The organism is Chungangia koreensis (genome assembly GCF_042651785.1).
In the GTDB taxonomy this organism is placed as follows: Bacteria; Bacillota; Bacilli; order Bacillales_A; family Planococcaceae; genus Chungangia; species Chungangia koreensis.
The window spans coordinates 19,677-42,635 of the sequence record NZ_JBHSEC010000001.1 but is presented as its reverse complement, the minus strand read 5'-3'; the positions used below and the strand labels follow the sequence as shown (position 1 = coordinate 42,635).

30 protein-coding genes and 1 riboswitch are annotated in these 22,959 nt (G+C 41.0%); of the genes, 9 read left to right on the top strand and 21 right to left on the bottom strand.

The genetic code is table 11. The features are described from left to right. Window positions 1–51: 51 nt before the first annotated feature. From ACFOZY_RS00285 to ACFOZY_RS00245, 9 genes are all read right to left on the bottom strand, one after another. On the bottom strand, window positions 52–780 hold the full coding sequence (locus ACFOZY_RS00285; RefSeq protein WP_378151004.1) for a SurA N-terminal domain-containing protein: 729 nt from the start codon (window positions 778–780) through the stop codon (window positions 52–54). A gap of 328 nt (window positions 781–1,108) precedes the next feature. Beyond that, window positions 1,109–2,299, bottom strand: coding sequence for a substrate-binding domain-containing protein (locus ACFOZY_RS00280; protein ID WP_378151565.1), 1,191 nt, complete (start codon window positions 2,297–2,299; stop codon window positions 1,109–1,111). Window positions 2,300–2,316: 17 nt separating this feature from the next. After that, on the bottom strand, window positions 2,317–3,312 hold the full coding sequence (locus ACFOZY_RS00275; protein ID WP_378151002.1) for a 3-oxoacyl-ACP synthase: 996 nt from the start codon (window positions 3,310–3,312) through the stop codon (window positions 2,317–2,319). Continuing rightward, window positions 3,293–3,721, bottom strand: coding sequence for a MaoC family dehydratase (locus ACFOZY_RS00270; RefSeq protein WP_378151000.1), 429 nt, complete (start codon window positions 3,719–3,721; stop codon window positions 3,293–3,295). The genes ACFOZY_RS00275 and ACFOZY_RS00270 overlap by 20 nt, the downstream gene beginning before the upstream one ends. After that, complete coding sequence (gene menE / locus ACFOZY_RS00265; protein ID WP_378150997.1) at window positions 3,718–5,214, bottom strand: o-succinylbenzoate--CoA ligase; 1,497 nt, start codon at window positions 5,212–5,214, stop codon at window positions 3,718–3,720. The genes ACFOZY_RS00270 and menE overlap by 4 nt, the downstream gene beginning before the upstream one ends. A gap of 9 nt (window positions 5,215–5,223) precedes the next feature. Further along, window positions 5,224–5,826 (bottom strand): TetR/AcrR family transcriptional regulator, encoded by a 603-nt coding sequence (locus tag ACFOZY_RS00260; protein ID WP_378150995.1) that lies wholly within the window; start codon window positions 5,824–5,826, stop codon window positions 5,224–5,226. A gap of 75 nt (window positions 5,827–5,901) precedes the next feature. Continuing rightward, complete coding sequence (locus tag ACFOZY_RS00255) at window positions 5,902–6,378, bottom strand: VanZ family protein (protein WP_378150993.1); 477 nt, start codon at window positions 6,376–6,378, stop codon at window positions 5,902–5,904. Window positions 6,379–6,391: 13 nt separating this feature from the next. Then, window positions 6,392–6,826, bottom strand: a complete 435-nt coding sequence (locus ACFOZY_RS00250) for a PH domain-containing protein (protein WP_378150991.1) — start codon at window positions 6,824–6,826, stop codon at window positions 6,392–6,394. Window positions 6,827–6,839: 13 nt separating this feature from the next. Continuing rightward, window positions 6,840–7,106 carry a hypothetical protein gene (locus tag ACFOZY_RS00245; protein ID WP_378150989.1) on the bottom strand — a complete coding sequence of 89 codons (267 nt, stop codon included), beginning with the start codon at window positions 7,104–7,106 and terminating at the stop codon, window positions 6,840–6,842. A 139-nt stretch (window positions 7,107–7,245) separates the two neighbouring features. On the opposite strand from ACFOZY_RS00245, the gene ACFOZY_RS00240 reads away from it, so the two are divergent. The 4 genes from ACFOZY_RS00240 (at window position 7,246) to ACFOZY_RS00225 (ending at window position 10,402) form a co-directional block, all read left to right on the top strand. Further along, the gene (locus tag ACFOZY_RS00240) at window positions 7,246–7,917 is read left to right on the top strand and encodes a YwaF family protein (RefSeq protein WP_378150987.1); all 672 of its coding nucleotides are present in this window, start codon (window positions 7,246–7,248) and stop codon (window positions 7,915–7,917) included. 13 nt (window positions 7,918–7,930) lie between these two features. Further along, window positions 7,931–8,329 (top strand): hypothetical protein, encoded by a 399-nt coding sequence (locus tag ACFOZY_RS00235; RefSeq protein WP_378150985.1) that lies wholly within the window; start codon window positions 7,931–7,933, stop codon window positions 8,327–8,329. A 113-nt stretch (window positions 8,330–8,442) separates the two neighbouring features. Further along, on the top strand, window positions 8,443–9,345 hold the full coding sequence (locus tag ACFOZY_RS00230) for an MBL fold metallo-hydrolase (protein WP_378150983.1): 903 nt from the start codon (window positions 8,443–8,445) through the stop codon (window positions 9,343–9,345). 28 nt (window positions 9,346–9,373) lie between these two features. Beyond that, window positions 9,374–10,402, top strand: a complete 1,029-nt coding sequence (locus ACFOZY_RS00225; protein ID WP_378150981.1) for a C45 family autoproteolytic acyltransferase/hydolase — start codon at window positions 9,374–9,376, stop codon at window positions 10,400–10,402. A 183-nt stretch (window positions 10,403–10,585) separates the two neighbouring features. Here the strand turns inward: ACFOZY_RS00225 and ACFOZY_RS00220 are convergent, their stop codons facing one another. The 4 genes from ACFOZY_RS00220 to ACFOZY_RS00205 form a co-directional block, all read right to left on the bottom strand. Next, window positions 10,586–11,359: an HAD-IIB family hydrolase gene (locus tag ACFOZY_RS00220; RefSeq protein ID WP_378150979.1), complete on the bottom strand. Its 774-nt coding sequence runs from the start codon at window positions 11,357–11,359 to the stop codon at window positions 10,586–10,588. A gap of 33 nt (window positions 11,360–11,392) precedes the next feature. Beyond that, the gene (locus ACFOZY_RS00215) at window positions 11,393–11,953 is read right to left on the bottom strand and encodes a DEAD/DEAH box helicase family protein (protein ID WP_378150977.1); all 561 of its coding nucleotides are present in this window, start codon (window positions 11,951–11,953) and stop codon (window positions 11,393–11,395) included. 75 nt (window positions 11,954–12,028) lie between these two features. Next, the gene (locus tag ACFOZY_RS00210) at window positions 12,029–12,466 is read right to left on the bottom strand and encodes a hypothetical protein (protein WP_378150975.1); all 438 of its coding nucleotides are present in this window, start codon (window positions 12,464–12,466) and stop codon (window positions 12,029–12,031) included. A 108-nt stretch (window positions 12,467–12,574) separates the two neighbouring features. Next, on the bottom strand, window positions 12,575–13,078 hold the full coding sequence (locus ACFOZY_RS00205; protein WP_378150973.1) for a DNA topology modulation protein: 504 nt from the start codon (window positions 13,076–13,078) through the stop codon (window positions 12,575–12,577). Window positions 13,079–13,347: 269 nt separating this feature from the next. Here ACFOZY_RS00205 and ACFOZY_RS00200 point away from each other — a divergent pair, with 269 nt between their 5' ends. The 3 genes from ACFOZY_RS00200 (at window position 13,348) to ACFOZY_RS00190 (ending at window position 15,079) form a co-directional block, all read left to right on the top strand. Beyond that, a complete protein-coding gene (locus ACFOZY_RS00200) occupies window positions 13,348–14,193 on the top strand; it encodes a class I SAM-dependent methyltransferase (RefSeq protein WP_378150971.1) in 846 nt (281 codons plus the stop codon). A gap of 48 nt (window positions 14,194–14,241) precedes the next feature. Next, the gene (locus tag ACFOZY_RS00195; RefSeq protein ID WP_378150969.1) at window positions 14,242–14,718 is read left to right on the top strand and encodes a GyrI-like domain-containing protein; all 477 of its coding nucleotides are present in this window, start codon (window positions 14,242–14,244) and stop codon (window positions 14,716–14,718) included. A gap of 133 nt (window positions 14,719–14,851) precedes the next feature. Beyond that, window positions 14,852–15,079, top strand: coding sequence for a hypothetical protein (locus ACFOZY_RS00190; RefSeq protein WP_378150967.1), 228 nt, complete (start codon window positions 14,852–14,854; stop codon window positions 15,077–15,079). A gap of 28 nt (window positions 15,080–15,107) precedes the next feature. On the opposite strand, the gene ACFOZY_RS00185 is transcribed toward ACFOZY_RS00190, so the two are convergent. Further along, a complete protein-coding gene (locus tag ACFOZY_RS00185) occupies window positions 15,108–15,548 on the bottom strand; it encodes a DUF3888 domain-containing protein (RefSeq protein WP_378150965.1) in 441 nt (146 codons plus the stop codon). 109 nt (window positions 15,549–15,657) lie between these two features. Here ACFOZY_RS00185 and ACFOZY_RS00180 point away from each other — a divergent pair, with 109 nt between their 5' ends. Together ACFOZY_RS00180 and ACFOZY_RS00175 are read left to right on the top strand one after the other, a co-directional pair. Next, a complete protein-coding gene (locus tag ACFOZY_RS00180; RefSeq protein WP_378150963.1) occupies window positions 15,658–16,098 on the top strand; it encodes a hypothetical protein in 441 nt (146 codons plus the stop codon). 153 nt (window positions 16,099–16,251) lie between these two features. After that, complete coding sequence (locus ACFOZY_RS00175) at window positions 16,252–16,647, top strand: hypothetical protein (RefSeq protein ID WP_378150961.1); 396 nt, start codon at window positions 16,252–16,254, stop codon at window positions 16,645–16,647. 114 nt (window positions 16,648–16,761) lie between these two features. Here the strand turns inward: ACFOZY_RS00175 and ACFOZY_RS00170 are convergent, their stop codons facing one another. The 7 genes from ACFOZY_RS00170 to ACFOZY_RS00140 all read right to left on the bottom strand — a co-directional run bounded on the left by ACFOZY_RS00170 (window position 16,762) and on the right by ACFOZY_RS00140 (window position 22,902). Continuing rightward, window positions 16,762–17,964 (bottom strand): M20 family metallopeptidase, encoded by a 1,203-nt coding sequence (locus ACFOZY_RS00170; protein ID WP_378150959.1) that lies wholly within the window; start codon window positions 17,962–17,964, stop codon window positions 16,762–16,764. Between the two features lie 21 nt (window positions 17,965–17,985). Next, window positions 17,986–18,849: a MetQ/NlpA family ABC transporter substrate-binding protein gene (locus tag ACFOZY_RS00165; RefSeq protein WP_378150956.1), complete on the bottom strand. Its 864-nt coding sequence runs from the start codon at window positions 18,847–18,849 to the stop codon at window positions 17,986–17,988. 46 nt (window positions 18,850–18,895) lie between these two features. Further along, a complete protein-coding gene (locus tag ACFOZY_RS00160) occupies window positions 18,896–19,567 on the bottom strand; it encodes a methionine ABC transporter permease (RefSeq protein WP_378150954.1) in 672 nt (223 codons plus the stop codon). Then, entirely contained in the window at window positions 19,564–20,583 is a 1,020-nt protein-coding gene (locus tag ACFOZY_RS00155) for a methionine ABC transporter ATP-binding protein (protein ID WP_378150952.1), read from the bottom strand. The genes ACFOZY_RS00160 and ACFOZY_RS00155 overlap by 4 nt, the downstream gene beginning before the upstream one ends. Window positions 20,584–20,726: 143 nt before the next feature. Next, window positions 20,727–20,839: riboswitch (SAM riboswitch) on the bottom strand. A gap of 115 nt (window positions 20,840–20,954) precedes the next feature. Further along, the gene (locus ACFOZY_RS00150; protein ID WP_378150950.1) at window positions 20,955–21,590 is read right to left on the bottom strand and encodes a hypothetical protein; all 636 of its coding nucleotides are present in this window, start codon (window positions 21,588–21,590) and stop codon (window positions 20,955–20,957) included. A 1-nt stretch (window position 21,591) separates the two neighbouring features. Further along, complete coding sequence (locus ACFOZY_RS00145) at window positions 21,592–22,059, bottom strand: GNAT family N-acetyltransferase (RefSeq protein WP_378150948.1); 468 nt, start codon at window positions 22,057–22,059, stop codon at window positions 21,592–21,594. Between the two features lie 165 nt (window positions 22,060–22,224). Further along, window positions 22,225–22,902, bottom strand: coding sequence for a hypothetical protein (locus ACFOZY_RS00140; RefSeq protein WP_378150946.1), 678 nt, complete (start codon window positions 22,900–22,902; stop codon window positions 22,225–22,227). Window positions 22,903–22,959: the final 57 nt, after the last annotated feature.

Below are 22,959 nucleotides of genomic sequence, written 5' to 3'. Positions count from 1 at the left end.
AAGGGGCATTAGTCAACAGCCACTTATACTGTTGATATTTGTGTGTGACCGTTAAATCTTAATATCAATCTTCGCATTTTTCTTTAGCTCTTCAACCTGTTGGGCAAGTCCTTCTTGCTGTTTTTGCTGTTGAAGAGATTGTTTGATTTGTGGTTTTAACTCTTCAAGCTTTGGAACTTCTTGTCCACTACTCTTTCCTTGTTCGGCAAATTGATTGTACATTTCTTGAATTTCTTCATCGGTTATTTCACCGACGGGAACTTCTTTCTCGATATACTGATTAAGTTTAATATCATTTGCTATTTCAGTTTCAAGTGTTTTCATATTCATACCGGATTGTTTAAGAGCCACTTGGAATTCTTCTTCTGATTTAAACTGTTTTTTCATCTCGTCCAGCTGCTTATTTATCTCTGCCTCTGAAGCGGTATAGCTATCAGCCTGTTGCAGTAGAAGAGTTTGTCCGATTAAGTTGTCAATTGTGTGCTTCTTCACTTGCTCTGCAGCATCTTTAGAAGTAGGATTCTGGCCCATTTGCTGCATTTGTCCCTGTATATATGCTAAAGCGCTATTGTATTCGCTTCCTAATATCTTTTGATCATTCACAATAGCTACAGTTTCGTTTTCATCGACGTGCTGTGCTTCTAATTTCTTTTGCTGATCGCTTTCAGCTGTTGTTGCCTGATCATCATTTTCAGCTTTTTTACTCTCTTCATTTCCTCCGCATGCTACTAAAACAACGGCCATTAGACCGGTTATTATGGTAAATATCATTTTTTTCATATACATTTCCTCCTTAAGCTATACGCATAATTTTCATTTCCCCTAAAAATCATATAGTGGGCATTATAAAGTTAATCCTAAGCAAAAGGAACAGTATGCGCTCTTTTTTAATAATTATCATAGGAATGAAACAATCGGTAATGAATGTAGCAATCTAATCCTGGGAAGAATTGTTCAACAATTTTAAGAGTCCAATAGGCAATAAAAGTACAGAAAACATCGATACAACAAAAAACGCATCCAATTGATAAAATAATTGGATGCTTGAATCAAATTTTAGATTAGTGAATCAAAACTAATCGGATTCTCCCTATGATGTCCATGATCCTTAATTCCGAATCGGCGGTTCGGTCTCTTCCGGTTTCAATTCTCTTGTCAGCACCGGAATCGGATAGTCGAAACCGTCCTTCTCCTCTAATTTTACAGCATAGAGGGTCTGAAGTGCCTGATGGTCTTCCGGTCGGAAGGTCATCGTCCCTTTCGGACTTTCGAAACTCATCCCTTCCATCGTTTCAATGAGAAGGTCCGAATCCGTATCCCCCTCCGTTTTCTTCAAGGCTTCCACGATTGCAATGGCCGCACTCATTCCGCCCGGGGTGAATAAATCCGGCGCTTCTCCAAAACGTTTCTCATGCTCTTTAACGAGCCAATCGTTCACTTCATTGTCAGGCAGTCCGTGATAATAGACCGTGAATCCTTCCATTCCGACAAGCGGAGCAAGTGTCGGGAACGTTGCAAAATCGGCAACACCAGTCGAGATTTTGATGCCCTTTTCTTGTACTTTCATATCACCGATCTGGTTCCATGGTGTATTGGCCCCTGCCCAGATTACATACAAATAATCAGGCTTTTGGTCGATAATTTTCTGTATATTGGACGTGAAGTCTGTAGCAGCTTGGTCTGCGTATTCTTCATGAATTATTTCCGCACCTAACTTTTCCGCTGCTTCCTTGAAAGCAGCTACCCCGTCATGCCCGAATGAGTAGTCTGGTGCAAGAGTTGCGATTTTAATGCCCTCTTTCGCAATGGCTGCCGCTCCAGCAACAGCATCCTGCGATGAATTCCGGCCTGTCCTGAATACATATGGATTGAACTCCGAACCGGTAATCGTATCGGCCGCAGCAGGTTCGACTACGATGATTTTCTTATATTCCTCCGCAAGCGGAAGTACTGCAAGTGTATCGCCCGAGCTTGAAGAACCTACAAGGAAATCCACCCCGTCCTCCTCAAGAAGCTTCGTCGCTTTTTGCACAGCAACTTCGGCCTTAGTTTCTGTATCCTCTTTGATGAACTGGATTTCTCGGCCGGCCACTTCCATCGTTCCGTTAGTCGCATATTCCAACCCAAGCTCGAATCCACGCGTCGTCTGCTTTCCGTACGACTCCAAAGCACCGGTCAAGGAAGCAAGGACACCGATTTTAATCGGATCATCATCATTTCCTTCCGCGGTATTCCCCGAACTGCATCCGCTGAGAATCAGGGAAACTGCCAACAAACCTACACCCCATCGTTTGAACATTTTCACTAGTACTCCCCCTATCGTTTTTTTAACGTCGTGGCAGCCCATGTATAGCCGGTTCCGGCACTGACTGCCACAACAATATCCCCTTTTTTCAAGTCTTTCTGAGATGAGAAGTTTAGTCCAACACACGGATCGAGTGCTGACATATGACCATGATGATCGAGGTAGATCGCCTCTTCTTCCGTTAAATCCAACCCGTCCAGCAATTGACGGAACATCGATTTCTTAGTATGAAGTGGCAATAAAAGCTTAATATCCTCCGTCTTGTATCCGCTCCGTTTAACAGCTTCCTTTACAACTTGGACAAAATTCGGTACAGAAACCGGGTCAAGCCGTTCTTTCATATCAGCAGGGTCCTTTACGTCAATTGAATGCAATCGGTCGTCCACCGTTTCGTGTGAAGCTGGTAGAACAGAGCCTCCTGCAGGTACTTTAATATCGTCATAAAACGATCCGTCCGTCTTGATGAATGAATCCAAAATCTCGAATTCTCCTTCAGACCTTGAAATCAGTGCAGCCGCTCCCCCGTCAGCAAAGTTGAACATGAAACGCGATCGGGGGTTTTCATAATCGATGATTTGCGATTCCTTGCAGCCTCCAGCGAGTAAAATATTCCGAATGTTCTTGTCCGCAGTCAGCATATCCTTCGCAACCTTCAAAGCGATCGGGAAGCAAGAGCTCACATTCATCATTTCAAACGCATAGGCATTTTTTGCGCCCAATTCATGCTGAATTTTCGTCGCACATGACCATACTTGGTATTCCTTATAAGGACTCCCGTAGTAGATAATGACATCGATATCCAGAGGATCGACCACTTCCATTAATGGTTTTGCCGCTTTTATCGCCATGTCGGCTGCATGTTCGGATGAATCGGCCACATGTTTTTCGTACAAGCCGAATTTTTCTTTGATCACCTGTTCGGGAATGCCTGTCTTACCTTCCAAATCGCTCGCCGTCTCAACTTCCGGCGGGAAATAGACACTCGTTTTAATTATTTGAACCATCATGCATCTCCTTTCTCGGCATCATCATCTTCCCTTCACCGCTCAGAACAGTGACTCCATCCTGATTTGTGCAGATGGTCGAAAGCGTGATGATGCATCGTTCATAGTCAATGGCCAAAATCTCAGCGGTTGCCGTAATCGTGTCCCCGATCAACACAGGCTTCGTGAACTTGAGCGATTGTTCCAAGTAAACGGATTCTTTGCCCGGGAGCTCCATGCCAAGCAGTCTCGATAAGAAGGATGCTGTCAGCATGCCATGTGCAATCCGCTGACCAAACCTCGTCTCGGCTGCATATTCCTGGTCCACATGCACCGGATTATAATCACCGCTCAAACCTGCAAACATGACAATATCTGTTTCCGTCACAGTCCGGCTGAAGCTTGCTGTCTGTCCGACATAAAACTTACTCATAGCTTCATCACTTCTTCTGTGTAGTGTTTTTTCAACGATGGTTTATCGATTTTACCTGTCGCATTTTTCGGTAAAGCGCTTACAAAAATGAACTTACTCGGTACTTTATAGCGAGCTAACTTGGAGGCGCAATAGGAACGGAGCTGCTCGTCTGTGAGTGAGGTTCCGCTTTTCATCACAACAATAGCAATCGGTGTCTCTCCCCATTTCTCATGAGATGCTCCGATGACCGCCACCTCATCCACCTCTTCCATTTCGTAAAGCACCCGCTCAATTTCTAACGGGTAAATATTTTCCCCACCAGAAATGATCATTTCTTTCTTTCGTCCAGCAATGAAGACAAACCCTTCATCATCCTGCCTAACCATATCTCCCGTAGCAAACCAACCGTCCTGGAAGGTTTGGGCTGTTGCTTCCGGCAAGTTCCAATACTCCCGGATCACGTTCGGACCTTTTACCAACAGCTCCCCGATTTCTCCCGCTTTTACTCCTCTTCCTTCCTCGTCCACGATTTTAATATCAGTGAATAAAACTGGTTTCCCGATTGAACCGATCTTCGTTTCAAAATTCTCTTCGGACAACAAGAACACAGTCGGAGAAGTCTCAGTTAATCCGTAGCCTTGCCCGAATTGTATTCCTTTTTGGAAATAAAATCTGATCAATTCTTCCGGACACGGTGCTCCTCCGTTGTAAAAGAAACGGACAGAAGAGAGATCCGTCTGGTCAAAGTTCGAGGATTTCCGGATGGCATCATGAATTGCAGGAACACCCATTACAATCGTGACTCTATGCTTTTCGATCATGTTCAAAGCCTGACCGGAATCAAAACGATCGGGAACGATGACTGTTCCGCCAGCCAACAGAGTCGGGAACGTGAACAGGCCAATTCCCCCGATATGGAAGAGCGGCAACAAGGTAATGACTTTATCTTTAGACGTGATATCGAGACCTAAAGAATTATTGACCGCATTCCAATACATATTTTCCTGAGTCAACACCGCTCCTTTTGGACGGCCCGTTGTACCCGATGTATAGCAGATGATGTAAGGTGCCAGTGGGTCCGGTTCGTCAACATTACTTAACGACGGCGTGTTCTGCTGGAGGGATTGGAAGGTCAATAGATTCAACGGGATTCTTTCCTGCAGCTCTACCCCACGATCATAGTGCTCATCGTCCACAATGAATGTCCGGAGGCCACTGTCCGAAATCTGATAAGTCAGTTCATCCGCAGTTAACCGGATATTGAGTGGTACCACAATCGCGTTGAGCTTCGCCACCGCAAATAGCGTGATGATATAATCGATGCCATTCCCAGCAAGGACTCCAACTCGGTCGCCCTTCTGAATGGCGTAAACCGACTGCAATACACTCGCGTAGTTATGTACCAACCTGTTCATTTCCAAATAGGTTAACTGTTGTTGTTCATCTATTAATGCGATTCTCTTAGGTGTAATCATGGCGCGTTTTTCAATCCAGTAGGATATGCCCTTCATTTCCACACCTCATCTATTTTGGTTTAATCCATTAAAAATAAAGGCGATTGCATTTTCCAACACATGATCAGGAACGGGCTGATCTTCCCAGTACACCCAGCGCATCCCGATAAATTGGCTAATCCCCATAAGACAGTACGCAATCGTTTCTGTATCGTACTTCCTGATTTCCTCTTTGCCGATCGCTTCCTCCAGCCCTTTAATGTACCCGGAAGCCAGACGGTCGTAATACCATCTATAAAGCTCTTCATCTACTAATACTGCTTGTTGGACGATACTATATAAGTTCCGGTGATTTTTGACATATGAAAAGAAGGTCCTGAAGCCAATACGCTGTGACTCTTCAAAACTATTCGCTGTTTTAATCGCCTCCCGGATTTCACTGCGGAAACTGTGGCTCATATTTCGGACCAGCTCCTCGAAAATCGCCTGTTTGGAAGGAAAGTAATTATAAAACGTGCCTTGTGCCACCTTTGCCTGTTGGGTAATGTCCACAATTGACGCATTAAAGTATCCCCTCTCCCCGAACACCCCCTCGGCTACCGACAGAAGATGCTGACGGGTTTTTTCCCCTTTCTTTGTTAATGAATGTACTGTAGCTATTTCTGACAACTGAATCACCTCTCAGTTTTTATAATAAACAAAGTTTTCTGAATATACAAGAGAGAAATAAAAACGCCTGGCATTTTACCGGCGTCTAAAATATGTATGTACTTTCTTTTGCACAAACTTCCAAATTCCGAATCCAATCAGTGCCCCGATCATATTCAGGATGAAATCATCGATATCGAAGCTGCCCCGTCTCGTGATGATTTGCGTTGCTTCAACTATGAACAACAATATAAGCATAACGAGCAAAAACCAAAAGGTTTTAGAAAGCTTTCTAAAGTAAAAAGGCAAATACAGTCCCATTGGGCAGAACAATATCAAGTTTCCAAATAAGTTTTCAATGAGGATCTCTGTATTCAATCGATTATTTTGGTAGGCCGTGATAAATTGATGGATCGTTTTAAACGGAACGAAATTTGAAGAACGTTCCATGTATTCGAACAGTGAAATATCCATCCAGTGATGTCCTCTGGCCCGTAAAAAGAGAATTACAACCAATGCAAACAAATAGACTATAAAACTTATTCCGATAAATGCTTTTAATAGTTTCCTCATAACTCCCCCATAATCAGCTTTTGATATTCGGGCATCTCTTTTTCAATTCAGTAACGAATAACTCCTTATTCTCCGGGGAAATCTTAACGCCTCCCATAATCGCCGACTTATACGAAACTTCCAGTCCATCACTTGAGGAAAGTATTCGGAACCCAGTGAAAATATCGCGATTCGGAGAAACCCTTGTGATTTCATTATACGGAATTCGGCGGCGGATCGGTCCAGCTTTTATGAATAAATGATCATCGTTCAACTTGTAACGAATATCAATTGAAATCCAAACGATAAATCCAGTGCATAGAAGAAAAGTAGATGTAAGAATCACTCCTGCAAGTAATGGCACTTCATCCTCAAGGAAATATGGAAAGAAGCAGGACGCGGCAAGAATCAGAATGGCCATTCCAATTGTAATGACAAAAATTCGATCTACTTTCGAACGGAATATCATGACGATGACCTCCTTAGTAACTGTTTAAATCAATACGAAGCATAATCTCAATTGTCCCAAATATACAGAAGAACAGGATGAACGGTTGGCTGCTCATAGGCGTCAGGAAATATAGGAGAGTTGCTAACATCAGCCCCGCACCGGAAGCGATATACAGAATCCCGATTCTGCGGACAGCCCGGCTCCTCACTTCTTCATCAGACAAATTAACCTTTGTAAAGAGTCTAATAGTTTGATGCCTTAACGTATATATACCTGCAGCAATCCAAAAAATCGACAACAAACAAAAGAATAAAAAGTACATCCATCCTCACCCCACTATGTATACGGATGAAAATAAAGAAAGTTTATAAATACAAGGATTTTTCACCATTAGAATGGAATAAGGTAATAGAAGACTTTAAGGACGGGGAGACGTAATGAAATTTGTCATGTTTTCGGCAGCACATTGGTTCGCAATTTCCGTCATTGTTATTGCCGCAATCCTGCTATTCACGATGAAAAATCGAATTAATCCACATCAGAAGTGGGAACGTTTTGTTGCTGTTACACTTCTGATCATGGACTTGGGCTACCACGTCTGGCTCATCAGTTCTAACCGGTGGAGACTGATGGATTCCCTTCCGCTTGAGTTATGTAGTCTTAGTTTACTTGCAGCGATTGTCCTTCTGTGGACTGGTAATCGTAAGCTCTATCCATTCGTATTCTTCGCCGGGATTGGAGGGGCTCTTCAAGCTGTTCTCACACCCGTATTAGATTTAAGCTATCCACATTTCCGCTACTTCCACTTTTTCTATACACATGGCGGGATTATTTTGACCGCCCTGTATTTTACCTGGGTAAAAGGATACCGTCCAACTTTCAAAGGTGTTCTACAAACGATGCTAACGTTGAATCTGTTATTGCCAGTCATTTTTTTAGTCAATCTACTGGTGGAAGGCAATTATATGTTTTTACGAATGAAACCTGTAAACGGCAGCCTGCTTGACTATTTAGGTCCTTATCCTTGGTATCTATTATCGTTGGAAGCTGTAGCGTTTCTAATGTTTAGCATTCTATGGTTGTTGTTTAGAAACTACAAGTCCAAATGAAAAGAGGCGCAATATGAATACGAATTGGCTCATGAGTAGCAGTGCGGTTGTAATGGGTTTGTGGGGATTCGTTGGAACCTTCCTCCCTAAAGAGATTGCTAATTTCTTAGGGATTGATGCCTCTCCAATTACCTTGATCCTTCTACAAATTATCGGAGGGCTCTATTTCGGGTTCGCTATGCTAAATTGGTTTACACGTTCTGCACGGATTGGCGGAATCTATAACAGGCCAGTCGTACTGGGAAACATGTCGCACTTCATCGTTGTTGCGTTTGCCTTGATCAGACAATTGATCGATCAAGTTAACTTCATCCTCATTCTCATGACAGTGATTTATGTAGTATTTGCGATTTGTTTCGGTTATGTTTTTAGGGCAAATCCTTTAAAAGACGAACTTAAAAATGCTGCCTAAGATACAAAATCATCTATGGAACACAGTTACAAGGAATTGATCTTTGAAGGATTAATTCCTTTTTTGTTGAATAAGGTTTTAAGAAGAATTTTGTACTGTAGGAGGATTAGAAAGTGAACTTACATAGTGTTCATTTTGAATTATCTAAGTTGGCTGATGGCGTTTATGCGGCCATTGCAACAGAAAGTGGAGGTTCTGTCGGCAATGCCGGATTTGTGGATTTAGGCGATCAAACGATTGTATTCGATACATTCAATACTCAACAAGCTGCCGAAGAATTGAAGAAGTTGGCAGAATCATTAACAGGAAATTCAGTCAGTACTGTCATCAACAGTCACTGGCACGGGGACCATATCAGGGGAAATCAGGTCTTTGCCGATTCTATTATCATTTCAAGTCATCTAACTTACAATACGATGAAAAAACTTCATCCTGAACGGATTGCTAAACAACAAGAAGGATTAGCTCAATTAGAGGAATATATCCAATCACTGAAACAACAGAAGGATGAACACTTAAACAATAAAATCAGCTTTTTGGAGCACATCCAAAAATCACTCCCAACGTTAACCTTAACTCTCCCTCATGTCACTTTCGAACGCTCCTTTCATTTCCATGGGTCGAAAAGAAGCGCACAACTAATCACATTAGGCGGAGGTCATTCGATTTGTGATTCATTCCTCTACCTGCCGGATGATGATATTGCTTTTCTAAGTGATTTACTGTTCGTAAATACACATCCGTCATTTTTAGAGGAATCGGATGTCCACCATTGGATTCACATGTTGGAAGACATTGAACAGTTAGAGATTAAGCAACTGGTCCCTGGCCACGGACCAATCGGAGATGTAGAGAATATCAGACAAGTAAAGTCGTATATTCAACTATTAACACAGTTGTCGGAAACAAATGACGAAGTATTTGAGATTCCAAGTGACTATGCACACTGGGCTTCTCCAGAGGTCTTTCACCAAAACATGAAACTATTGATGTCGAATAGCTTAGTGAAATCATAAGATGACAATATGATTGGGGGAACACAAATTGTCACTTCTCACGGTAAACATACTCCAGATTCGGGACTCTTCTTTTATGATTGGTGCTCAGTCAGGGAAATGGATTCAAACGAAACCTATTTTAAATACCTTTGAACTCATTACGAAACCTGAAATTGATGTTTCCGAAATGCAATCCATCTTTGCGTCACTTGCACCTCACTTACTTGACGAGTTAGATGGGTTAGCGCAAAGTCTTGGGATCACTTCGGATAAAGCGGCCGCTCTATTCAGCGGTTATGATGTTCCGAAGACAGAGGCAATGGGATGTACAGCTTTTATAACGCCGGATTATTATGTCAGGAATTATGATTTTTCACCCTCTCTGTACGACGGAGTCTTTAGTTTAATTCAGCCGGAAAAGGCTTTTGCAACAGCCGGATACAATTTACAAGTATTGGGCAGACACGATGGCGTAAATGACAAAGGACTAGTCTGTGGCTTACACTTTGTCAGTAATGACGATTACAGAACCGGTATTTCAGCCTGGACCGCTGTTCGAATCGTGTTGGATACATGTGCATCGGTTGAAGATGCCATCCGAGTATTGACAAAAATCCCTCACGCGGCTTGTTATAATTTCTCGCTTGCCGACAGGGAAGGGAATCTTGCCGTAGTAGAAGCGACGCCCGAGGGCGTGAAGGTGAGAGCGGGAGAAAAAAGCCTGACTTGTGTAAACCATTTTCAAGACTCTGACTTACAGAATAAAAACAGACCACATATCGAGGGATCCATTCAACGTAATAATTTCTTAAATGATTTAGTCTACGAAGATTTGAATCAACATGAGCTATTCACTACTTTCGCAGATCTTGATTCTCCTTTATTCTTCACAGACTATGACGAGCTCTTTGGTACGCTCCACACTTTCTCATATTCATTTAAAGACTCTAAGATTCTGACTGCACTTGCCCAGAGCACTAATGTATTGGAAATAAATTTTGAAGACTGGGTGAAGGGAATGAATATTCCAGAGAGATTGGTAACTGGAATTATTGAAGAAGGATCAAAAATATAAAATTAGGTGGTATGAAAAAGGAGTTAATCTGGAAGGATTAATTCCTTTTTTGTTGAATATCTTCAAGGGAAGGAAATTTAAGGAAAATGGAAGAAATGTCTTCTCCTCTTTCAAGGGAAGTAATAGGATACTTCAATAACCTTTTATCCCTTTCGAATGAGATTCAGGATCATTAGAAGAAATTTATATGTGGATTGGGCTAAATTCCTTCGAGAGCGATCGGATTTTTTCGGCGATTCCCTCTTCGTAATCACCATCTAAAGTGATAGCTTCTTTAGCAAATGGAGCTAATTTTTCATGATAGCCAATCATCACTGTATGCAAGGCGTTTTGAAACATTGAAATGTCATTTGCATCATTTCCAAATGCAATATATGTATGTTCTTCTATGCCAAGCGTCTTTAATGCGCTCCATTTATTGATTCCATTAGGACTGATATCAAGGACATTCTCATTGCTGTGTATATTCACAAACACATTCACATTTGAAAGTCTTTCTGCTAACTCCTCCATGATATCCGAAGTCAGAATTAAAACCTTCACTACTGGATCAAGGGACGCTAAATTCACCATCTTCGCTAACTTGCCAGGGTCTAAATTCTGACGTATCGGGTGTTCATCCGGACCGGTATATGCATAATCCCACTCACCATCTATTAAGTAAGTTGCATTGTATTGATTCATCAGCTTTTTAATTTCATCCATTTCACTAATTGAAAACGAATTGGATTTAATAACTTTTCCTTCTTTAGAAATGAGAGAACCATTTCCTCCGATCATTGTATAATGATGAAACGAATCATCAATAACTGGCAGCATATCCCGAATAGGTCTGGCCGAAGCGAAGATCACTTCAATGCCCGTATCTTTCAACTCTGATAATGCTTGAAGGATTTTATTCGAGATGGGTTTACCTTTAAAACAAACGGTTCCGTCTAAATCAAAAACGAACTTCATATCAATCACTCTTTCACCAGAATAGGTATAGCACTATAATTCAAACTCACTTTTTATCCTTAAAGCTACTTCCGTTGCTGTTAAGTTAGTGTTATTGATCCTTATGTAGTTTGTTGTTTGTAATTCGCCCTCTCTCGAATTTAACCTCAGTTGTTTGTATGTACTTAGCAAGTGTTGTTCGGATTGTTCAATATTACGTTTTGTCGGCTTATGCGCAAGCCGATTGTCTGTTTTGTTTCGGATTAGCCTCTGCTCTACGTCTGCCTCCAACTCCACAAAGCAGATGTCAACCCCTTGAGAACTAAAGATATTGCGCATGTTCTCCACGTCGTCCCAATCTTCTTGACTGTCGAAGTCCCATACCTTCGTAAAGATCATTCCGTATTCATCCATCTGTGCAAAGGATTGAAATATTTCGTTTCGGAATAAGTGTGTCAATCTCCACATTTCAGGACTAAATCCGTATAGCGGCTCCAATAAATCAATGGTCATATGATTATGAAACAACTTTAACCCTGTTATCGCTGCTAATTCCTGTCCTACTGTCATTTTGCCTACGGCTTGCGGTCCAAATATAAAAACAAACTTGTCCACTATATACTCACCCTATGGAAATTAAATTATTTTAAAGTAATATTCGACAACAAGGATGATAATCCTTTCTTAGGATCAGCTTCCTTGTTCTTTTGAGTTTTTTTGAATTTCTTCAAGTATTTTAAAGAATGATGAAGATTCTTCAGAGTTCATATCTCGCCTCTTACCATGAAACTCGAGTGAATCTCTATATACCGAAATTGGTGTATGTGGATAACGTCCATTATTAACAACATATATAAGATAGATAGGTTTTCCAACATCAACTGAACTTTCATTAATATTATTTAATTCCTTAAACTTAGTGGCAAACATTTTAATTGCAACAGGATCTTCAATCACTCTTGTTTCATTTAAAGCGATTTGATGGACCTGCAGTTGTTCAATATTGGTATGAGTAATTTGGTCGACAGTAAATAGAGTTTCTTCAGTAGGCTGTTCTTGGTACTTGTAACTCCAAACCAATAAAAAGAGGAGTGCGAACATCACAACTATTATCCTTGCTACTTTCAAATAATCCCCCCAAATGTTTTAATGCAAGCAACTACTTCTTTAATAATATATTCAACAAAAAGGGACATTAATTCCTTCCTGAAACAACGTCCCATCCTATAAATCTACTTATACTCTTTCTATGTAACTTCGAATTTCCTTAGGTGACTTTAATATAATTACCTGTTTATCTTTGGACAATTGTCCAAGCTTTTTCAATATATCCGGCCTTTTAGCTTTTGGATAATCCCAAACCCATTTTATAAATTTGAGGTCGATTTTTTCTTCGCAGCCCGCTCCCATGTCTGGTCTTGTCTTATTTCGATACTTCAACATTCTTTTGAAAACTCGGTAGACACAAATAGTTCTATGAAGGTCCAGAAATATAATGGTATCTGCAGCTTCCAGCCTTATGTCCATCGTACCACCATAGTTTCCATCAATGATCCATTCATCTTTTTTCACTAAATCATGCTGAACCTCAATTTGCTCATCCCTTGTAACACCAACCCAATTCGGTTTCCAAAAGAGAGCATCAAGATGATAGACGCCAATCTTTAGTTTTTCACCTAATTGTCTTGCCAATGTAGATTTTCCTGACCCACCGGAACCAATTAGAATGATTTTTTTCATATTAAACTTCCCTCCTCCTCCTATTAGTTAGATTACTTTTCATCATCCGATCTGTATTGTGCATTCTTCCATTTTACTATGATTAATCACACCTACCACAAAAATTCAGAGAATTATTTCCCTTCCTTTAAAAACAAGACTTCTTCGAGAGGATTAGGTTCTTATTTGTGGAATATGTACATGTAGATGAAATTCAGGATTTTATTCATCATATAAGCAAAGGTTTTGGATTTAGAAGAACTGGAGTTAGGTGGAGGTGAAAACCAAAAATGACTGAAGAAAAGATCAAAAAAATCGTTGAATGTATGCCCGTCAGTGAATTGACACGTCCAATTCAGTTAATCCAAACAAAACATCGTGTAAAACTTGTTGAGTTTTGGGATGTAAAAGTTGGAAGTAAGATTTTAGAAATTGGATGCGGACAGGGGGATACAACTGCTGTCCTCGCTTACTATGCAGGTGAAGAAGGCTATGTTCACGGAATTGATATAGCTTCACCCACTTATGGAAGTCCAGTGAATCTCGGTGATTCTGCAAAGTACTTACTCCAATCCAAATTAGGAAAACAAATTAGAATCGATTTCAATGTTGATCTCCTATCCCCTGAGTTCGAATTAGAAGATGCCTCTTTTGACTACATCGTTTTCTCCCATTGCTCTTGGTATACGAGGTCTAGAGAGGAACTGTTAAATATATTGAGCAAAGTTAGGAAATGGGGAAAACAGCTTTGCTTCGCAGAGTGGAGCACTACATTCAATTCGATCGAACAATTCCCTCATTTACTCTCCATCCTCATACAGGCACAGTACGAAGCCTTTAAACGGGAGAGCCAATCTAATATAAGAACATTACTGACGCCTGAAGATATAAAGGAAATCACTGAGCTGGCAGGATGGAAAATTATACGTGATGAGATGATTGAGTCACCTGATTTGCAGGATGGGCGCTGGGAAGTGGATATCGTGTTGAGCGGCTTTGACAATGAACTACGGGATATCGAGAATTTGCCCGATAAAATGAAGGATTTGCTCCGCTCTCAAATCTCCATATTGAAATCGTCAATTGTTCATAAAGACATTCAACCTTTGCCAATTTACTGTTTTGTTGCACAATAAATGTCCAATAAACGAATATAAAAAGCTGTATAAAAGGGAGAGGTTTTCATGGTTCGTGCAAATTCTGAAAGCATAACTATCATTGAACTACCAGAGAGTAAGTTAGTTGGTTTTCGAGTATTATGTCACGGAGACCAATATGCGAATGAAATTCCAAAGGCGTCATCACAGTTAAGTGAACGGCTTCATGAGGTTAAGCATGTCATTAATCCAGATGTTCAAATCGGAGCATTTGTTGTGGAAAATGAAACCGATGAAGAGGATGGATATTGGGTCTGTGTAGAAGTGACGGAGTTTGAAGACATTCCTTCCGGCATGGTTGTGTTAACGATTCCATCACAGCATTATGCAGTGGTAAGATACGAAGGCCCAAACTATGAAATCCGAAGTTCCTACGAAGAATTGCACTTGTGGATTGAAAAGAACAACTATAATAGATTGTTAAACAAATGGCATCTTGAACGTTTTTATAAGTGGACTAATCCAGAAAAGATTGAAGTCGAGCTGTTGGATACGATTGAATGAAGTAATATCGGTGGCATTTCCCCTAACGAGGAAGAGGAATGCAAAATTCACCGATTCTTTTTATGTTATTACTTCTTTTCAATTCGATTCAATGATTCACTCGCCTGCCGCAGTAAAAGGATAGGAGGAAAACATGTTAGTTATTTGGAATCTTTCATTATTTATTTCGATTGTTTGTTTATTGATCGGACTTCTTAAAAGATCTTGGCCAGTTTTACTACTTAGCACCATCACTTCAATACCGATCGCCTATTATTTTTTGGGGGCTAATAATAGCTGGAAGTATGTTGGTTTTGCTCCCATTTTACTGCTACTTCTAACGGTTATTTTTTGGTTTATGAGCAAGAAAAACCGGAATTAGTTAACACTTGTCCATGTGAACTTAGCTCCTATAATGGTTGTTGCTTCCGTTTAATATGTTGCCAATTTGGCGGGAGCTCATATGTTTCAATATGTTCGAATTTATCAAGAGTAACGTTACTTGGGGTAATCGTGAAGGTCAAATGATCTTTGCCAACTTCAATGTGTGGTCCAACAACTGGCGTTATTTCAATTTCTAAAGAAAAAATAAACCCTCGATACTGGTTTGTTCTTTTCATATTTAAGATCTTTATTTGATATGGATAGACCAATGGTGTTTCAGATAGATACTGAGAGTAATAATTCATGACCGGCTTTTTAATATGGGGTAAGAGTAGAGAAAAGAACATATCCATTATAAGTTCTTCATCAGATTTTTCTGGTGGTTGATAATAATTGGAGGCAGCGTTTGTTTGTAGTGGGACCACTAAAATAATAATAATCATAAAGGTAATAATAACCCTTTTCATACTTGGCCTCCTTTTCGTTACTTTGTGCTAACTGAAGAACTGTATTCATTGAAACAATGTAAGAATCGATTGTTTATCATGAAAACTGAGGGACATGGAGGTTGCGTTAATGGAAGTACATTTTGAAACAAGATATTGTTTATCAGATAACGGAAAATTCATTGCAGATGATCCTTCATATTGGGTTCCTATAATGCAATACTTTTTCAAGCAATCTGACAATATTGCAATTCATTGTTGGACAGGAGAGGAAAAGGTCAATGAGGAGATTCGTCATGAATTTACTGAACTATCGATAAAACATGACATGTATATGACGATCTATGAGGGGCGACTTGCAGAAAAGATCATTGATTTTCTAACCAAAAATCCACAGGATGAGGATGGACAGATTAAGTGGTTTTCTATTTTCCTTTATTTGAATAATAACTGTCATTTCTCATCTGAACATTTTGGTACTGAGTTTCACGCTAATAATCTAAACGTGGAACAATTTGAATATATTAAATCGATTCTGCCAAAAGACACTAATTTTACGACATGGGATTGAACTATTAGATCAGAGTTGATTAAATCACAAAGGGTTACAATTATTAAATTGTATGAGTGAAATTTAGGTTGATAATACGAGAAAGGAATCACGTTCTTTTTTGTATTCTTGTACAAAAAGGCCGGTTAAATGGAGAGGATTGGAGTTAGTAATATGTTAATTAGAAAATTGGTCTCTTCCATAGTAGCCTGTATATTGGTAATGCTCATTTCTTTCCTAATAGAACCATCAGGCTTTGTCATAATGATTGGAATGTATTTATTCCCTATTCTTTTGCTTTATGGGTTGCCAAGTTCTATAATATCCGATTATGTCACTAAAAAGCTCAAAGGAATAGTAAGAGGGGGAGTTGCATTAGTAATTCATTTACTTCTTGCGGCTGTTTTCGTATTAATTTTGTTCATATTTGGAGAGGCTTGGGTACCAGTGAAGGTATTTTTATTGTTCTCTGTTGCATCATCTTTCCTTTTTTGGAGTATTGATAAGTTTCTCAAATCCACTATAGTTAAACAAATCCGTTTGAAGATTGATGATTTGAAAATTTATTAGAGTTCGAATTATACATCTTATAAATATAAAATAGATATCCAATTGAAAATAATCATTGGATATCTATTTTTTGTAGTGGTTGGTGTTTTATAAGTGTATAGTCTGCCGTTTTGATTAGTTTTGTTTTTCCACCAAAGCCCGTTCGTGTTCTTTCTTCACTTCATGCAAGAGCACCGAGTCTGTCAGCAAACGATAGCCTGTAGCAGCGAGTGCTTTTGCTCCTTTGATGAGTGCCTCATCACCCAGTTCTGACTTCGCACATTCACGGAATTCGTCTGTATGTGCAATGAGATCGTCCGGTCCGATTTTGATATGCGGGTGGGCTGTAGGAACGGCATAGCTGATATTCCCAGCATCAGTAGATCCTTTGCCAGTCGATTTTTCAGTATAAACCGTTTCCCCGACTGCCTCTAATTCCTCATGGATGATGCTGTCCAATACGGAGTTCAATACGAAGTCTTGGACCTCATTTTGGAATCGTTCCACTTTGACTGTTGACCCAGTCGCGAGCGCCGCTCCTTCTGCAATCGCTCGTACCTTATTGGACACTTCTTCCGTGCGTTTCCATGTGCTTGCGCGGATGTAGAAACGAGCTGATGCATACTCAGGAATGATGTTTGGTGCATCTCCGCCATGCGTGATGATGCCGTGGACCCGGACATCTGTCGGCAGCTGTTGACGAAGAGCATTGATGCCATTGTATAAAAGGATGACTGCGTCTAATGCATTGATTCCCTGCTCTGGGGAACCTGAAGCGTGAGCCGGCTTCCCGTAGAAGTGGAAGTCAAGTGGATCAACAGCCAGTGTTTCACTTGTCAGTGATGTACGACCAGATGGATGGATCATGAGTGCAACGTCAACATCCTTCAGAAAACCATGTTTCACGAAGCTGCCTTTCGCGCTTCCGTTTGGACCGCCTTCTTCAGCTGGAGTACCTAATACTGCTATTCGACCACCTGTCTCTTCAAGTACTTGGGAAAGGGCGATACCCGCTGCAACACTTGTTGTACCAATGATATTATGTCCGCAAGCATGCCCTAATCCTGGTAATGCGTCGTACTCAGCAAGGAAAGCAATAGTAGGACCTTCCACCCCACTATCCTTCACTGCAAAGAATGAAGTTTCGTGGCCAGCGACTGCGGTCTGTACATCAAATCCAGCTTCTGTCAGAGTTTCTATATGTCTCTCACTTGCAAAGAACTCCTGATTCCCGATTTCGGGATTTGCATGGATTACCTGGCTTGTTTCGATGTACTTCTCCCGATTTTGCTCGATGGATTCCGTGATTAAATCTAAACCGTTCAACGTTGTACTCATGATAACTCCTCCTCTTTGGAATTAAAGTCCTTCATACACCTCAAGTAATTCTTCTTCTGTGATGTCAACGACAAACGATCCGCCGTTCGTATCTTTCTTCACTGCTTCTTCCACTTCTTCTGAATGGTAAAGTTCAACGATGCGATTGAATGTTTCGTTGTCCTTGTCTTCACCACGTGCTGCGAAAATGTTTACATAAGGGATAGCATTTTTGTCAGCACCATCTTCTAGGTAAATTGGATCTTTTGCTGGGTCGAAACCAGCTTGACCAGCTACACCATTGTTAATGACAGAAATGGCTACATCCGGCAATACAAGCGGTGTTTGTTGCGCAACCATAGGGATGATGTCTAAGTTTTTAGGATTTTCTTCGATCTTGGATGGGTCTCCGAATAATCCGAAATCGTCTGCCAATGTAATGAGTCCAGCAGATTCAAGCAACAGCAATGCACGTGCTTGGTTGGATGGATCATCTGGAATTGCGACCTTTGCTCCTTCTTCAATTTCGTTTACATCTTTTATTTTTTCCGAATAAATACCCATTGGAGCAATTAGAGTTGCACCGATCGGTACCAAGTCTGCGCCCGTCTCTTCTGTGAATGCACTAAGGAATGCAATGTGTTGGAATGAGTTCAAGTCAATGTCACCGTCTTGTAATGCTTTGTTAGGAAGTGAGTAGTCAGCAAACTCGATCAGTTCAATTTCAATGCCTTCTGCTGCAGCTTTCTTTTTCAAGATCGGCCATACTTCACCGTCAGTTCCTGTGACACCGATTTTTACTTTTTTAGTTTCTGAGTCTCCACCTTCACTTGAAGCGGAGTCGCCACAAGCTGCTAATACTGTTGCCGCTAGTAAGACAAATAGGAATAACCAGATTTTTTTCATGATGTATATCTCCTCTTTTATATGTTTTATGTCGTTCGTATCGTATTTAACGTCGCATAATTTTTCGTGATAATGTGTTTCCGATCCATTGCGCAATTTGCACTAGGGTAATTAAGATCACAACCGTTACAAGCATGACACTCCAGTCGAAACGCTGATAACCGTACGTCTGTGCTATATGTCCGAGACCGCCTGCCCCGACAGTTCCGGCCATCGCGGAGAAGTCAATCAGACTGATGCTCATGAATGTTAGACCCAACACTAACGGTCCAAGCGCTTCCGGGATTAAAACTGTAAAAATAATTTGGTATGGACTCGCTCCCATTGCTTTTGCAGCTTCTACTACACCAGGATCGATACTGACTAAATTGTTCTCGACTACACGGGCGATTGAAAATGCTGCAACAATCGTCATGGGGAATACCGCTCCGCCAATACCAATCGAACTTCCTACAACAATCCGGGTTAATGGACTGATCGCAAATAGGAAAATGATGAACGGAATGGGACGTATGAGATTAATCAAGAAGTTCAGTAAGTTAAAAATAATGCGGTTCTCAAGAAGGTTTCCTCTACGAGTAACGTAGAGCGTTAGCCCAATGGCAATCCCAAAAATCGAACCTAAAATTAGGGTGATGGCCACCATCAGGATCGTTTCTCCTGTTGCCTCAACGATCCTCGGCCAAAATGTTTCCCAATCTACCTTCATGCTGGTCATTCTACGGACACCTCCTCAATCTCCACCATGTTGTTTAAATCACTGATGACTTGTTGGATTAAGGTCTCATCACCTTCAAAAGAAACTAACAGGTTTCCTATAAGCTTCTGTTGTAACTCGCGTACAGAACCATACACGATATTCACATCGACTCCATACTTCCGGGTAACTCGGGATAACACAGGATCCCCTGCCACTTCTCCTTTGAAGATGACACGGTATAGGCGTTTACCGCCTCGTTCCCTCCATTCATTCAACAAATGATCGGACGGACGATCTTTTTGTACAGATTCGATAAACCTTTGTGTCGTCGAATGTTGCGGGTCCGTGAAAGTGTCAAATACCGAGCCCTGCTCGATGACTTCCCCATTCTCCATGACAGCGACCCGATCACAAATCGTTTGAATGACGTTCATCTCATGTGTAATCAATAAAATCGTTAATCCTAAATCTTTATTGACCTTTTTTAAGAGTTTCAGGATTTCTGCCGTTGTATCCGGATCGAGAGCAGAAGTGGCTTCGTCACAGATTAGAATATCCGGCGATGTAGCAAGTGCCCGCGCTATGCCGACCCGCTGTTTCTGACCGCCTGACAGCTGTTCCGGATAATCGTTTGCTTTATCGGACAAACCAACAAATCTCAGCAATTCTGCGACACGTTCATTGATTTCCTTCTTCGGCACTCCTGCCAATTTCAACGGATACGCTACATTTCCCGCAACTGTCCGTGAGTTGAATAAGTTAAAGTTTTGGAAGATCATCCCGATCCGGCGGCGAAGTTTGCGTAACTCCTTCTGCGAAAGACTTGCTACGTCTACTCCCTGTACGGAAACCGTACCGCTTGTCGGCCGTTCCAACATATTGACCAAGCGGAGCAACGTACTTTTCCCAGCGCCACTAAAACCGATGATTCCGAAGATTTCTCCCTGCTCGACGGAGAGAGATACCTCCTTTACTGCATGCACCTCCCGGTTGGCGAGCCGGAATGTCTTGGCCGCCTGCTTAAATTCGATCATGCTTTTGCCTCCTCAAGCTGTAACTGATTCTTTGCAGACAATGCTGTGTGCAGTCATCTACCTTTCTTTTACCGAACGAAAAAGAGCCCTCTTTTTTCTTATCCACAAGAAAAAAGAAGGCTCCCATTAAGAAAACCATCTCGTTCTCATCTTTCAAATGCAATAAGCATTTGCAGGAATTGGCACAGAGTTCATTCGTCATGAACCAGCTGCCGAGATGTCATAGGGCCTGTCCCTCGATCTCTCTGGATAAGAAAGTGATGTATTGCTATTCGATTGTTGCAAGAATTGATTCTTACTTTAGGACTTTAAAGCAGAAAAGTCAACTAACTTAATAAAATAAAACTATTCTGATAGTTGAAAGGGTTTTCTCATTTAAGGAATTCTTGTATTTCTGTCATGACTTCTTTCAGTATATCAATCGATTTTAAAGCATTTCCTTCAACATCCAATGCATGCCCTACACGAGGAATCACTTTACTAATCATATTTGGATTCTGCTCTACCAAGGCCACTCGCTCTTCGCTATAAATTTGGTCTGCATCCCCAATAATCGATAGTCCTTTCTGTGTGCTGTTCCTCATCGAAGTGAGCACATCCTCCCGATGAATCAGAGGTGTTTGCCAAACGGCCTTGGCATTCTTGAACTCTTCTCTCATTAATTCGGAGCTAAGTGCGATTGTTCCAAGTGATTTCGCAATGAAGCAATAATTTGGGTAGTGTTTCTTTCCCAAAATAGCGTCAATGACTGTTTGTACATCAATTTTAATAGCTTCACCAAGCTCTTCATTCGTAAAATCGTCATATGCCTCGTCATTATAATTGTATGTCACTTGCAATAAGTCATAGTGTAGTTGTTCAGAGAAATGATTTGCGTAATGAAGTAACGGCGCCTGTGCTGTATAGCCTGAACCGGGCAACACGACCATCAGTCCAACCGCCTCCTCTCTCGTGAAATAATTGAATGGAATAATCATTTCTTTATATCCACTTACATAACCTTTCATCCTACATTCCCCCATTCACCGGTAACTGATAGACGACTTCCTCTCCAAACTTTAAGTCTGTCGGTTGGAAACCGGAACTCACGTAAAGCTTTTTTGCCCACTCATTGTCCGGATCAACTGTTAAACGGATGACTTCGCAACGCGGATGCCGTTCTGTGATCCACTGAATCATTTCCGATAAGGCTGCTTTTCCGAAGCCCTTTCCTTGAAATTCGTGATCAATGAAGAATCCGTTAATCCAATAACTGTCTGTCGTTTTTTCCTCATAAGCATGCATGACGAATCCAACCATTTGATGTTGGTCGTAAATCGCAAACGGAATATATTCGACATTGTCCCCATCCGGTTTAATGTAGACCTTAGAAAGAGATACAGCGACAGTCGGTACAAAGCCTTTTTGTTCGTCTGCAACAGTTAGATTCAATGCTTCTTTCCAATTCTCTCTTGTGACGATGATCAATTTGACCATTTCAATACCTCGCTTGGTTTGATTTTTGACTTATTCTCCTTATTTTGTTTGTATTCCTGCCAAAAATAAAAAAAGCCGGTGAAATTCACCGACTCAACTAACAATCATTCCACTTGTATACATGAACACTGTCCGTTGGTCGTGCTACACGGACCTACACAACTTTCATATCCCTTTCAAAACTCTTAAAACATGATCTTCGTCGATTTGGACACGCTGTCCATCGTTCAATGTAACTTCCATTGGGAAAACGGCAGATACTTTGTCAGAGAAGTACCATCTTCTTCCTGGTGGAGTAAGCAGTAAGAACGAGCCTTCTTGTCGCTGACCCATGAACGTTAAACCAGCGGGATTCGGTTCCTTCCGATCCCGTTCAGGAACACCTAATTGGTTTAAAACATCATATGCTTCTTTAGGATCTTCAACGACTAAACTCATTTCGCTGACGTAATAAATGCTCTCAACCGTAAATGGATGAACACGGTTTTCAGTGATTGTCGGTCGCGCTATAAATTCCACAATATTTCCAGCGGGATCTTCAAAGTAAAACGCTCTGGCAGGAAAATGTTCAAAAAAAGCTTCATCTTCCCCCTCCTCAATCAGTAATGGTACACGTTCCTTCGTCCAATTCTTTGCCTCTTCAAACTGATTATCAGGAATATCAAAGGCGAAATGATAATAAGGATTGTTGTCTGCTTGCTTGAATTCAATCTCGGTATTGCCCGCGGCTATCCGGAAGTAATCTGTGCCTTGGCTCTGGAGCGAAAATCCCATGGTTTCTGTATAGAAATATTTCATTTCTTCTAAATGTCCAGCCATCATTGTAATGGATTCAATCTTCATAACTGACACACCCCTTAGCTTCTTGTTACTTCCGTTGTAACAAAGAAACAGCTTTAA